Genomic DNA, 13141 nt, shown 5'->3' on the forward strand with positions numbered 1-13141 from the left:
GCAGCTCCATGGCCCGTTTGACCGCAGAGACCCCGTTTATACATCCCGACTGCAGCATCGCGGACAGCACGTTTGGCGCCTATGTCGAAATCGGTGCAGGCAGCCGGGTCACCAACTCGCGGATTGGCGACTACAGCTACTGCGATCGCAGCTGCGACATCGCCAATGCGCAGGTCGGAAAATTCGCCAATATCGCCAGCTTCACCCGCATCGGCGCGACAGATCACCCGATGGAGAAAGCCTCGCAGCATCACTTCCTCTACCGCTCCGGCGACTATTGGGAGGATGCGGAGGCGGATGCGGACTGGTTCCGTCACCGCGCCGGGCGCACGGCCTGTATCGGGCATGACACCTGGATCGGCCATGCCGCGATCATCAAACCAGAGGTAACCATCGGCCACGGCGCGGTGGTGGCTTCCGGCGCGATCGTGACCAAGGATGTGGCCCCCTACACGATCGTGGGCGGCAACACCGCCCGGTTGATCCGCCGCCGCTATCCTGAGGCTGTGGCCGAAGCGATGATGGCGCTGGCCTGGTGGGACTGGGACCACGCACGCCTGCGAGAGGCGCTGCCGGATTTCCGGACGTTGAAGGCAGAGGCGTTCCTTGAGAAATACGCCTGAACTAGGTCTGTTCGGCAGGCGCGGCTCCCGCCTGTTGCGGCGCATTTAATAAAATGCCCCTCACAGTTGGGCGTGGCGCCGCTGCGCGGCGCACGGGGGCCGGGCCGAAATCTGGCTGGCTGGGGAAGGGGGCGGACGTGCACGCACCGCAGTCGGAGGGGCACTTAAACCCATGTTTCATGGCGAACAGCCCGGTCTGAACGCACCCGCGCCGCGCGTCAGCGCGGCGCCGGGCCCAACGGGCGGCAGGCACGCCAGTGACTGACAACGGGCGGGAGAGGACCGCTGCCGCTGGCGCGCCTGGGCTGCCGACCTTAGCCGACGGCTTTCATCACCTCGCCAATCCGGCGGCCGGTGTCGATCATCCGGTTCGAGAAGCCCCATTCGTTGTCGTACCAGCTGACCACCCGCACCAGTCCCTCGGAGGTGACGGCGGTTTGCGGCGCGGCAAAGCAGCTGGAATGCGAGTCGTGGTTGAAATCCACCGAGACCAGCGGGTCTTCCTCATAGGACAGGATCCCGGCGAGATCGGATTCCGCCGCCGCCTGCACCGCCCGGTTCACCGCCTCGACAGTGGCGGGGCGTTCTGGCACGAAGCTGAGGTCGACCACGGAGACATTGGCGGTCGGCACCCGGATGGCAGAGCCTTCGAGGCGGCCTTTCAGATGCGGCAGCACCTCGGCGATGGCGCGGGCAGCACCAGTGGAGGTGGGGATCATCGACAGCGCCGCAGCGCGGGCGCGGTAGAGATCCTTGTGGCTGGTGTCATGGGTCGGCTGGTCGCCGGTATAGGCGTGGATCGTGGTCATGTAGCCGGTCTTGATACCGAAGGTCTCGTCCATGACCTTGGCCAGCGGTGCCAGGCAGTTGGTGGTGCAGGAGGCATTGGAGACGATCACATCCTCGGCGGTCAGATCCATGTGGTTGACGCCAAAGACCACGGTGCGGTCGGCATCCTTGCCCGGGGCCGAGATCAGCACCCGCTTGGAGCCGTTCTTCAGATGCAGCGCCGCCGTATCGCGGGTGGTGAACAGGCCGGTGCATTCATAGGCCACGTCCACGTCCTGCCAGGGCAGTTCCTCGGGGTTGCGGATGGCGGTCAGGCGGATGGTGTGATGTCCGACCCGGATTTCGTCGCCGGACAGGAAGACCGGGGTCTTCAGGCGGCCGTGGACGCTGTCGTATTTCAGAAGATGGACCAGAGTTTCCGGCGGGGACAGGTCGTTGATCGCCACCACCTCGATATCCTGGACGTTGTTTTCCAGCAGCGCGCGCAGCACGCCGCGGCCAATGCGCCCGAACCCATTGATTGCGATTTTCAGTGTCATTCCTGATCTCCGGCTGTGGCACCGGCGTGAAATCCGGTATCGATAACGGCTGCGCTACTGATAGCGATAACGGGGGCGTAAATCAAGCTCTGCGTTGCAACGTTCCCCTCTTGCGGCTGGCGGCGAACTGCAAGACCATGGGGTCATGACAAAAAAACTGTTGCTGAAAGATGTGGCCCGGCTCGCAGGGGTCAGCGAGATGACGGCCTCGCGCGCGTTGCGCGGGGCGCCGGATGTCTCGGCCAAGACCAAGTCCAAGGTCGAGGAAATCGCCCGCATCCATGGCTATGTGCCGAACCGGATCGCGGGCTCCCTGTCGTCGCAGTCGGTGAACCTGGTGGCGGTGGTGGTGCCGTCGCTCAACAGTTTCGTGTTTCCCGAGGTGCTGTCCGGCATTTCCGCGGTTCTGCGCGACAGCCCGCTGAAGCCGGTGGTGGGCATTTCAGGCTACGCACTGGAAGAGGAAGAGGAGGTCATCCGCGAAATGCTGAGCTGGCGGCCGTCCGGGCTGATCGTTGCCGGCCTCGAGCATTCCGACCCGACACGGCGGATGCTGCAGCAGGCGGATTGCCCGGTGGTCGAGGTGATGGATGTGGACGGTGAACCAGTGCGTCACTGCGTCGGCATTTCACACCTGGAAGCGGGGCGCGGCATGGCGGAACAGATCCTCGCCCGAGGCTAACGACGGATTGGTTTTATCGGCACCAAGATGCCGCAGGACTTCCGGGCCCGTAAGCGTTTTGACGGTTTTACCGACGGGCTGGCGGCGCAAGGGGTGACGCTGGCGGATCGCGAGCATTACTCCGGCGAAAGCTCGATCCAGACCGGGCGCCAGCTGACGGCGCAGATGCTGGCCCGCAGTCCGGACCTGGACTGTATCTATTATTCCAGCGACGTGATGAGCGTTGGCGGGCTAATGCACTGTCTCGCGACCGGGTTGAGCGTCCCGGACGACATCGCCTTGGCCGGGTTCAACAATCTGCAATTGTTGCAGGGGCTGCCCAAGCAGCTGGCCACCACCGACGCCTGCCGCCGCGAAATTGGCGAGCGCGCGGCGAAGATCATCCTGCAATCGCGCAGCGGTGACGCGGGAGGAGAGCTGGTGTTCGACCGGCTGCACCCTGCGATCAGTCTGGGCGAAACGCTCTGACCCGCGGAAAAGAGACGTTGAAGACTGGCGTAAAGTAAAACGCTCCCCGCGGGGGGGGAGCGTTTCTGAGTTCCGTGAGTGGTTGGCTTAGAGGGCCGCCTTGAAGAGTTGGGTCAGGTTTTCCTCGGTCAGCTCGACGGGGTTGCCGCCGCAGGACGGGTCGATGATCGCGCCCTTGACCAGATCTGGGATCGAGGCCTCGGTTACGCCCAGATCGGACAGCTTGCGCGGAATGCCCAAGGAGTCGTTCAACTCCTGCACAAAGGCGCGGAAGCCGTCAAAGCCGCCCTCGATGCCCAGATAGGCCGCTGCCATATTGAACCGGTCGGCGATTACCGGCGCGTTGAACTCCAGCACCGCAGGCATGCAGACCGCATTGGTGGTGCCGTGGTGGGTGTTGAAATGCGCGCCGATCGGGTGGCTCATGGCGTGGATCGCGCCGAGCCCCTTCTGGAAGCCGGTGGCGCCCATGGCGGCGGCGGACATCATCTGTGCGCGGGCTTCGATGTCGGTGCCGTCAGCATAGGCGCGCGGGAGGTAATCCTTGACCAGACGCATGCCTTCCAGCGCGATGCCCTGGGACATCGGATGGTAATGCGGCGAGGAGAACGCCTCGACACAATGCGCAAAGGCATCCAGACCGGTGCCCGCGGTGATGAACTTGGGCATGCCCACGGTCAGCTCGGGATCGCAGATCACCACGGTGGGCAGCACCTTAGGGTGGAAGATGATCTTCTTCTGGTGGGTGACGCTGTCGGTGATGACGCTGGCGCGGCCGACCTCGGATCCCGTGCCCGCAGTGGTAGGCACCGCGATGATCGGGGCGATGGCGTTGGCATCCGCGCGGGTCCACCAGTCGCCGATGTCCTCGAAATCCCAGACCGGGCGGGTCTGACCGGCCATGAAGGCCACCATCTTTCCCAGATCCAGGCCGGAGCCGCCTCCGAAGGCGATCACGCCGTCATGGCCGCCGGCCTTGTAGGCTTCGACGCCCGCTTCGAGGTTCTTCTCGTTCGGGTTGGGATCCACGTCCGAGAACATGCCGCGGCCCAGACCTGCCGCTTCCATGATGTCGAGGGTGGACTGGGTGACCGGCAGATCCGCCAACCCCTTGTCGGTGACCAGCAGCGGTTTCTTGATCCCGGCTGCCGCGCAGGCATCGGCCAGTTCCTTGATCCGGCCGGCGCCGAATTTGATTGCGGTCGGGTAGGACCAGTTTCCAACGAGGCTCATGTCGTTTTCCTTTGATGCAAACAGCCCGCTCCGGGAGGAGACTTCGGAGCGGGCAGGGTGTCCTCAGCCTGCCACTTTCTTCAGGTGGTAGGACTTCGGACGGGTCAGGTTGTGATAGCCGATGACGGACAGCCCGCCACCGCGACCGGTGTCCTTGCAGCCGGTCCAGCACAGGCCCGGATCCAGGTAATCGGCGCGGTTCATGAACACGGTGCCGGTTTCGATCTGGTCACCGACGCGCTGTGCCCGCTCCAGATCCCTGGTCCAGAGCGAGGCGGTCAGGCCAAAGTCGCTGTCGTTCATCAGCTTGATGGCTTCCTCGTCGGAGGTGACCTTCATGATGCCAACAACCGGGCCAAAGCTTTCCTCGCGCATCACGCGCATGTCGTGGGTCACGTTGGTCAGGATCTGCGGCGTGAGGTACGCGCCGCCGTCGTCTTCGGGCATGGTCTCGATATGGGCGGTGGCGCCCGCCGCGACGGCCTCGGCGATCTGTTCGCGCACTTCCTTGGCGAAGCGCACGTTGGCCATCGGGCCGATGGTGGTCGCCTCGTCCAGCGGGTTGCCGAGCTTGTAGCCTTTGACGATGGCGATGGCCTTTTCAAGGAAGGCGTCGAATAGGCTTTCATGCACGTAGATCCGTTCGATGCCGCAGCAGCACTGGCCGGAGTTGAACATGGCGCCGTCAATCAGCGTGTCGACCGCGGCGTCCAGATCGGCGTCATCCATGACATAGCCCGGATCCTTGCCGCCCAGTTCGGTGCCGACGCCGGTGAAGGTGCCTGCCGCAGCGCGTTCCATCGCTTTGCCGCCGCCGACGGAACCGGTGAAGTTGACGAAGTTGAAGGCCTTCTCGGCGATCAGCGCCGACGTGGTGTCGTGATCGAGGAAGACATTCTGGAAAACATCCGCGGGCACACCGGCTGAGGCAAAGGCCTGCGCCATGCGTTCACCCACCAGCAGGGTTTGCGTCGCGTGTTTCAGCAGCACCGTGTTGCCTGCGATCAGCGCAGGTGCCACGGTGTTGATCGCGGTCATGTAGGGGTAATTCCAGGGGGCAACGACAAGCACAACCCCATGCGGCACGCGTTTGATGTAGCGCTTGAAGCTGGCGTCGTCTCCGACCTCGATATCCGCAAGCGCTTCCTCGGCGATTTTCGCCATGTGGCTGGCGCGCTCGTTGAAGCCGCCAAATTCACCACCGTAGCGCACCGGGCGGCCCATCATGTGAGCGAGTTCGGGCACGATCTCGTCATTCATGGCGCCCACGGCGGCGACGCCGGCCATCACCAGGTCGATCCGCTCCTGAAGGGGGCGGGCCGCCCAGGCGGCCTGGGCGCTGCGCGCGCGCGCCACGGCGTCAGTCGCCGCTTCGCGCGACAGGGTTTCGCGTTCGGCAAAAACCGATCCGTCGATCGGCGATATGCACTTCAGTGTCTGGCCCATGCCAACAACTCCATTCCAAGGGGCAGGTTGCCCCTGTTTCTTTCTGGTCAAAATACCCGGGTGGCCCGCGCCTTGCGCCGGTGCCGCCCGGTAGCGGTTCACGCCCGCTCGAACCCTCGCGCGATCTCGTAGTCGGTGACCACGCGTTCGAATTCCTCGATTTCCACCTCGGCGGCGCGGACATAGTGATCCACCACGTCGTCGCCCAGGGCGGTGCGCAACATTTCAGACGCTTTCAGCGCCGCGCCTGCGTCACGCAGGTTGCCGGGGATCAGGCCGCTGTCGCCCTGGTAGACGTCGCCCTTCGCGGGTGCCTGCAGCTCCAGGCCTTCCTCGATGCCCGCGATGCCTGCCGCCAGCATGCCTGCCATCGCCAGGTAGGGGTTCATGTCAGAGCCCGGAATGCGGCATTCCACCCGGATCGCCTTGGTGCCTGCGCCGCACAGCCGGTAGCCCGCGGTGCGGTTGTCCACGGACCAGATGATGCGGGTGGGGGCAAAGGTGCCCTTCATGAAGCGTTTGTAGCTGTTGATATAGGGCGCCATGAAATAGGTGTAGTCGGGCGCGTATTTCAGCAGACCCGCCATGTAGCTCTTCATCAGGGCCGACATGCCCAAGTCGTCGCTTTCGTCATAGAACGCGGGCTTGCCGTCCTGCCACAGCGACTGATGCACATGGCTGGAGGAGCCGACCTTTTCGTGGCTCCACTTCGGCAGGAAGGTCACTGCATGGCCCTGCTGCTGGGCGATTTCCTTCACCGCATGCTTGGCGATGGTGTGGTATTCCGCCGTGTCCATCGCGGCGGCGTATTTGATGTTCAGCTCTTCCTGGCCGGTCTCGGCTTCACCCTTGGAGTTCTCGATCGGCAGGCCCGCGTTCCACAGGTGGTTGCGGATCGGGCGCATCACGTGCTCTTCGCGGGTGGTCTGCAGGATGCTGTAGTCTTCGTTGTAGCCCGAAATCGGCGCCAGATTGCGGAAGCCCGATTTGCGGATCTCGTCAAAGCTCTGCTCGAACAGGAAGAATTCCAGTTCGGTGGCGCACATGGCGTCATAGCCCATCGCCTTGAGGCGGTTCACCTGCTTTTTCAGGATCGCGCGCGGGGAATGCGGGACTTCCTTGTGAGTGTTGTGATCGAGGACATCGCACAACACCATCACGGTGCCGTCCAGCCAGGGCACCGGACGCAGGGTTTCCAGGTCCGGCTTCATCACGTAGTCGCCGTAACCGCTTTCCCAGGAGGTGGAGGCGTAGCCGTCCGGTGTCGCCATCTCCAGGTCGGTGGCCAAGAGGTAGTTGCAGCAGTGGGTTTCTTCCCAGGCGCCGTTGATGAAGTGCTGCGCATGAAAGCGTTTGCCCATCAGGCGGCCCTGCATGTCCACCAGGCAGACCAGAACCGTATCGACCAGGCCGGAAGACACCTGGGTTTTCAAATCGTCGAAGGAGAGCATGAGCAGCCCTTTGCGTGCTGGAGCCAAGACCTGTTCACGAAAGTCTTGGCAAATTACTTGGTCCAGGAGCCTGGCCGGCGGGTGCAGGCCAAACTCCGTCTTTTCAAGCGGTCCCTTAGCTATAGCGGTAGGGGCGGCCTGCCTTTTGCATGTCCGAGTTGTACTTCTTGAAGATTTCGACCACCTTGGCCTTTGTCGGGCTTTCGGCGGCGATTTCGTCCCAGAACTTCACTGCGGCGTCTTCGACCTGCTGCCATTCGTTGTCGGGAATGGTTGTCAGCTTCATCTTGTCGCCGTTCACGCGCAAGGATGCTTCGCCACCCCAGTACCACCATTGACGGTAGTAGTGCGACTGGTCGCAGCAGACGCGGAACAGGGTCTGCATGTCTTCGGGCAGCTCGTTCCAGCGCTCTTGGTTGGCAAAGAACGACCCGGCCCAGGCGCCGGAGATGTTGTTGGTCAGGAAGTAGTTGGTCACGTCAGCCCAGCCGACGGTGTAGTCTTCGGTGATGCCCGACCAGGCCACGCCGTCCAGTTCGCCGGTCTGCATGGCGACTTCGATGTCTTCCCAGGGCAGGGTGACCGGCACCACGCCGAACTGGCTGAGGAAGCGACCGGCGGTCGGGAAGGTGAAGACGCGCTTGCCCTTGAGGTCCGCCAGCGAGTTGATCGGATCCTTGGTGGCAAAGTGGCACGGATCCCAGGCGCCCGCGGAGATGTGCTTGACGCCGACCTTGGAGTATTCCTCGTCCCAGATTTCGTTCAGGCCGTACTGGTTGAACAGCACCGGCACATCCAGCGAGTAACGAGAAGCGAAGGGGAAGTAGCCGCCGAACACGGTGACTTCGGTCGGCGAGGCCATCGAGTCGTCGTCCGATTGCACCGCGTCGATGGTGCCGCGCTGCATGGCGCGGAACAGTTCACCGGTCGGGACCAGTTGGTCGGCATAATACAGTTCGATCTGCATCCGGTCGCCGGCGACCTTGTTGAACATGTCGATGGCTGGTTTTACGACATGTTCGGCCAGTGCTGCACCAGCGTAGGTCTGCATCCGCCATTTGATGGTGGATTGCGCGAGGGCCGGGGTGGCGAGGGGTGCTGCCATGGCACCGACGCCGGCAGTTTGCAAAAACTTGCGTCTCGTTGTCATTCGTCTCATCTCCTTGTTGAAATATCCGGCCCCTTGTCAGGGCTCTCGTTGATTATTTTCCGTAGACATATTCCGGCAGCCACAGGGCGATCTGCGGGAAGACCATGATCAGCGCCAGTGCCACCACCATGACCGCGGCAAAGGGGATGATCGAGACATAGATGTCTTTCAGCCCGATCTCCGGCGGCGCCATGGCGCGCATCAGGAACAGGTTGTAGCCGAAGGGGGGGGTCATGTAGGCGATCTGGGTGGTGATGGTGTAAAGCACACCGTACCAGATCAGGTCGAACCCGAGCGCGCCCACCAGCGGCACGTAAAGCGGCGCCACGATAACCAGCATTGCGGTGTCATCGAGGAAGGTGCCCATCACGATGAAGCTGAGCTGCATCAGGATCAGGATCATCCAGGGTGACAGACCCAGTTTGGTGGTGAACAGATCCTCGATCGCCTTGACCGCGCCCAGCCCGTCGAAGATGGCGCCAAAGGCCAGTGCCGCCAGGATGATCCACATGAACATGCAGGAGATCCCCAGGGTGGAGCGCACGGAGATCTCGAAGACCTCCTTGTTCATGCGCCCCTTCAGCACCGCGGCGATAAAGGCGGTCATCGCACCGATGGCAGAGCTTTCGACCAGCGAGGTCCAGCCGTTCACGAAGGGCACCATCATGGCGGCAAAGATCGCTAGCGGCAGCACGCCCGAGAACAGCAGGCGGTACTTCTCCTTCATGAAGATGTCTTTGTAGAACAGCGGGTTCTTGCGGGTCACGAAAGACAGCGCAGCGAGTGCCGCGGCCAGGCCGAGTGCGGGTTTCGCCTCCAGCAGGTCGGTCTGGATCAACAGCGGCACCAGCACCAGCGCGCCCAGAACAATGTAGTTCAGCCGCAGCGGATGGTCGGAGATGGTCTCGTACTCGGCCAGGTCCTCGGAGGCCATGGCAGGGCCAAGATCCGGCTGCATGCGGGCGCGCAGGTAGATGTAGATGATGAACATGGTGGCCATCAGCAGACCCGGCACCACGCCGGCCAGCCACAGCTGGCCCACCGGCTGGCGGGCGATCATCGCGTAAAGCACCAGCACCACCGAGGGCGGCACCAGGATGCCCAGCGACGACCCGGCCTGGATGGTGCCTGTCACCAGGATCTTGTCATAGCCACGGCGCAGCAGTTCCGGCAGCGCAATGGTGGCACCGATGGCCATGCCAGCGACTGACAGGCCGTTCATTGCCGAGATCAACACCATCAGGCCGATGGTGCCGATGGCCAGGCCGCCCTTCACCGGGCCCATCCAGACGTGGAACATCCGATAGAGGTCGTCGGCGATCTTCGATTCCGACAGCACGTAGCCCATGAAGATGAACATCGGCAGCGTCAGCAGCGGATACCACTTCATCAGCTTCATCGCGGCCGAGAAGGGAATCTCCACCCCGCCGGTGCCCCACAGGAGCATGCCCGCAACCGCGCCGACAAAGCCGATGGCGCCGAACACGCGCTGGCCGGTCATCAGCATCAGCATCATGCCGGCAAACATGACGATCGCAATCCATTCGTAGGACATCAGATTTCAACTCCACGCAGGCGTCCGATATCCCGGAACAGTTCAGCAAGGCATTGCAGCAGCATCAGGAAGACGCCGAAGCAGAGAATGGTTTTCACCGGCCAAAGGAAGGGCCGCCAGGCCGTCGAGCTGCGCTCGAGATAGCCCAGTTTGTCGCCCGCGGCGCTGAAGCCTTCGGTCACCAGCGTGACGAGCAGCTCCCAGAAGAACTGCAGCGGCTCCATCCCAAAATACCCCAGCGAATAGGCGGTGGAGCTGAGCGCGCCGTACATCAGAATCACGAGGTAGGTGATCAGGAACAGCACGGTGAAGGCATCAACCAAAGCCTTGGTGCGCACCGACCAGCTGCCGTAGAACAGATCCATCCGCACGTTGGAGCCCATCTGGATCGAATAGGGGCCGCCCAGAATGTAATAGGCGACCATCACGAACTGCGCTGTTTCCAGCGTCCACAGGGACGGGTTGAAGAAGGTCTTGGAGACCGAGGACCACAACAGCACCCCGATCAGGGCAAAGATCAGATACATCGCAATGCGGCCGATAAAGCGGTTCATCGCGTCGATGCCGCGGACGTAGGCCCGGATTACCTTAGGCATTGGTGTCCCCCTTCGGCGTCAGAGCGGCCAGGGCAGGGCGCAGCAGGGTGAGCATCTCCTCTGCCAGCGCTTCCTCGTCTGCGGGGGTCGACAGCAGGTCGTTACGGATCTCGATCATCACGTTGTCGAGCCCATGGGCGATCCCGTGGATCTGCAGCGAATGGGTCACCCCGTCCTGCGGCCCGTATGGCTCGTTCCGCTCAATCCGGCGGTGCGGCAGGGCCGGAGCGGCAGCGAGCATCGCATCCGCCAATCGGCTGTCGCTGTCGTGCAGAATGCCGATCTCTACGGCCCGTTCCTTGCCATAGTAGTGGCGGGTGAAACTGTGCATGGTGACCAGTACCGTCGGCACATTAGCGGCCTTGCGCGCCTCGATCAGCTTGGTGGTCGCGGCGCAAAAGGGGGCATACACCGTCGCCACGCGTTCCTGTCGTTGCGCGTCCGTCAAGTCGCGATTGCCGGGCACCTCGATCAGCTCGGATTTTTCCGGCATGGCAGAGGGGGCTTCGGGCGGACGGTTGCAATCATATACCAGCCGCGAGACGCGACCCGCCACCAGCGGCGCATCGAGGGCGCGGGACAGGTGCAGCGCCACGGCCCGCGCGCCGGGGTCCCAGGCAGCATGGCTCAGGCGGTGTTCCTGTTGCAGTCCCAGCCCCTGATAACGGTCCGGAATGTGATTGGAGGCGTGTTCACACAGCAGCAAGACCTGGCCGCTACCGTCCGCGTTCACCACCTCCACGGCTGTGTCCTGAGCGTGAGAATCACTCACTTGCATTTATCGTCCCCCCTGAGGCTTGGAAAAATGTTTCCATGAAGAGATTTTTGTGTCAATATACTTTCATGGAAGTTTTCCGACAGGACGGCTCTGAAAGATTTTCTTCAGAGTGAACCGGGCGGGGGATCCAGTTTACAAGCGGGAGTGCCACGTTGACCAAGCCGCCAGCTACCGTACGCGAGTTGATCCGCGAGAATTTTGCCGGGCTTACCCAGTCCGAACGGAAATTTGCCAATCGCCTGCTTGAAAACTACCCGGCGGCCGGCTTGGCTTCGATCACCATCGTTGCGGCCAACGCGGATGTCTCCACGCCGACGGTGGCGCGGATGGTGCAGAAGCTGGGGTTCAAAGGGTATCCGCAGTTCCATCAGGCGCTTCTCAAGGAGTTGGAGGCCAAGGTCTCCGGGCCGACAAAACGGCGGGACAACTGGGCGTCCGAAGCGCCTGAGGGGCACTTGCTGAACCGCTTTGCCACTGCCGTCACCGAAAACCTCCAGCAGACATTTTCAAACATCGACTCCGCGCAATTCGATGCGGCGGCCCGGCAGCTCGCCAATACGGAGGGGCGTCTTTATGTCGTTGGCGGCCGGATCACGCGGGCGCTGGCCGATTACGCCTTTACTCACTTCCAGGCCATCCGCCAGCGGGTCACCCATATGACATCCTCCTCGGCGACCTGGCCGCACTACGTGCTGGACATGGTCGAAGGCGACACATTGCTGATGTTCGACGTGCGTCGCTACGAGACAAATCTGCAGCGCCTCGCTGAACTGGCGGCCGAGCGGGGCGTGAAGGTGGTGTTGATCACCGATCAGTGGACCAGCCCGATCGCCTCTGTTGCGGACCATGTCTTCAATTGCTGGGTGGAGATCCCCTCGGCTTGGGACTCCAACATTTCCACCATGATGCTGCTCGAGGCGATGATCGCGGCCACTCAGGAGGAAAGTTGGGACAAGACCAAGGAGCGATACGACAGGCTGGACGAGCTGTTCGACATGACGCGGCTGTTCCGCAAGTTCTCCTGAGCGGTGAGCCGCGTGCATCGGTTTGGCTGCATGGACAACGGCGTGAGCTTGCGTCTTACTGCTCGAAGGTATTGTTGAACAGCATGGGGTCAGCGTCCCATGCCTCATGGAGTATTTGATATGCGTCTTTCTGGAGTTGTTCTTGCCGTTGTCGCCGCGCTGGCTTGCGCGCCGGTCGCGGCCAACCCGCTCAGCCGTATCCTGTCCAAATCCGGTTTCACCCCTGAGGATACAAATCTGATGCGCGAGACGGAGCAGCGGATCCTGGGGGCGGCGCAACCGGGCAGCCTTGGGGCGGTGAGTTGGAAGAATGCTGATAGCGGTGCGCATGGGGAGGTGCGTTTTGGCGCGCGGCAGGGAAATTGCATGACCCTGGTCCATCAGGCCTACCTCGAGGGCAGTGAGGGGCCTCGCCAGCTCAGCCGTAAATTTTGTGAAGCGGAGGCGGGCTGGCTGTTGTCACAGTGAGGGCTCCTGTTGGAGCGGGGCAGGTTGCTGCGCTGCGAAGTTTTCGGGCGCCCCCAGTGGGCGCCCGTTTTCGTTTCTGCGCGGTTATTCGTGTGAGCGAGTCGGTCGCGGGGCAGGTGGCCTTGGGGTCGGCTGATTCCGGGTCCGGTCTGTGGGTAAGTCCTGCGAGTCTGTGGGTAACTGGGCGTTTGGGTGGCGGTCGCGGTCGCGGGGCGGGGAGGGGAGGGCGGCATCGGCGATCCTGCGCCAGGTCCTGGCGGGCTTCTTGCCTTCTAAGTCATTGATTTTGTGTCGCTGCAGGGATTTTCTTCGGCGGATCTGCGTTTTTGTGAATTTTG

The 13141-nt window shown here is 62.6% G+C and carries 11 protein-coding genes and 1 pseudogene; 4 read left to right on the plus strand and 8 right to left on the minus strand.

The features are described 5' to 3' along the window. Nucleotides 1–8: 8 nt before the first annotated feature. Nucleotides 9–623 carry a chloramphenicol acetyltransferase gene (locus tag AB9K35_RS03920; protein ID WP_369924596.1) on the plus strand — a complete coding sequence of 205 codons (615 nt, stop codon included), beginning with the start codon at nucleotides 9–11 and terminating at the stop codon, nucleotides 621–623. A 314-nt stretch (nucleotides 624–937) separates the two neighbouring features. Here AB9K35_RS03920 and gap read toward each other — a convergent pair whose 3' ends face one another. Continuing rightward, nucleotides 938–1951, minus strand: a complete 1014-nt coding sequence (gene gap, locus AB9K35_RS03925; RefSeq protein WP_222456241.1) for a type I glyceraldehyde-3-phosphate dehydrogenase — start codon at nucleotides 1949–1951, stop codon at nucleotides 938–940. A gap of 145 nt (nucleotides 1952–2096) precedes the next feature. Here gap and AB9K35_RS03930 point away from each other — a divergent pair. Beyond that, a pseudogene (locus AB9K35_RS03930) lies at nucleotides 2097–3101 on the plus strand (LacI family DNA-binding transcriptional regulator). An 87-nt stretch (nucleotides 3102–3188) separates the two neighbouring features. Here AB9K35_RS03930 and AB9K35_RS03935 read toward each other — a convergent pair. From AB9K35_RS03935 to AB9K35_RS03965, 7 genes are all read right to left on the minus strand, one after another. Then, nucleotides 3189–4334 (minus strand): iron-containing alcohol dehydrogenase, encoded by a 1146-nt coding sequence (locus AB9K35_RS03935; protein WP_369924597.1) that lies wholly within the window; start codon nucleotides 4332–4334, stop codon nucleotides 3189–3191. A 63-nt stretch (nucleotides 4335–4397) separates the two neighbouring features. Next, a complete protein-coding gene (locus tag AB9K35_RS03940; protein ID WP_369924598.1) occupies nucleotides 4398–5780 on the minus strand; it encodes an aldehyde dehydrogenase family protein in 1383 nt (460 codons plus the stop codon). Nucleotides 5781–5878: 98 nt separating this feature from the next. Further along, a complete protein-coding gene (locus tag AB9K35_RS03945; RefSeq protein WP_369924599.1) occupies nucleotides 5879–7231 on the minus strand; it encodes a glutamine synthetase family protein in 1353 nt (450 codons plus the stop codon). A 115-nt stretch (nucleotides 7232–7346) separates the two neighbouring features. After that, nucleotides 7347–8381, minus strand: a complete 1035-nt coding sequence (locus AB9K35_RS03950; protein WP_222456236.1) for a TRAP transporter substrate-binding protein — start codon at nucleotides 8379–8381, stop codon at nucleotides 7347–7349. Nucleotides 8382–8433: 52 nt separating this feature from the next. Further along, nucleotides 8434–9936: a TRAP transporter large permease subunit gene (locus tag AB9K35_RS03955; RefSeq protein ID WP_369924600.1), complete on the minus strand. Its 1503-nt coding sequence runs from the start codon at nucleotides 9934–9936 to the stop codon at nucleotides 8434–8436. Continuing rightward, complete coding sequence (locus AB9K35_RS03960) at nucleotides 9936–10532, minus strand: TRAP transporter small permease subunit (protein WP_369924601.1); 597 nt, start codon at nucleotides 10530–10532, stop codon at nucleotides 9936–9938. Before AB9K35_RS03960 ends, AB9K35_RS03955 begins: the two co-directional genes overlap by 1 nt. Next, nucleotides 10525–11310: an N-formylglutamate amidohydrolase gene (locus AB9K35_RS03965; protein ID WP_369924602.1), complete on the minus strand. Its 786-nt coding sequence runs from the start codon at nucleotides 11308–11310 to the stop codon at nucleotides 10525–10527. Before AB9K35_RS03965 ends, AB9K35_RS03960 begins: the two co-directional genes overlap by 8 nt. Before the next feature lie 152 nt (nucleotides 11311–11462). On the opposite strand from AB9K35_RS03965, the gene AB9K35_RS03970 reads away from it, so the two are divergent. Together AB9K35_RS03970 and AB9K35_RS03975 are read left to right on the plus strand one after the other, a co-directional pair. Further along, nucleotides 11463–12335, plus strand: coding sequence for a MurR/RpiR family transcriptional regulator (locus tag AB9K35_RS03970; protein ID WP_222456232.1), 873 nt, complete (start codon nucleotides 11463–11465; stop codon nucleotides 12333–12335). 120 nt (nucleotides 12336–12455) lie between these two features. Continuing rightward, nucleotides 12456–12803, plus strand: a complete 348-nt coding sequence (locus AB9K35_RS03975) for a hypothetical protein (protein ID WP_369924603.1) — start codon at nucleotides 12456–12458, stop codon at nucleotides 12801–12803. Nucleotides 12804–13141: the final 338 nt, after the last annotated feature.

Source organism: Leisingera sp. XS_AS12 (genome assembly GCF_041224635.1).
Lineage (GTDB): Bacteria > Pseudomonadota > Alphaproteobacteria > Rhodobacterales > Rhodobacteraceae > Leisingera.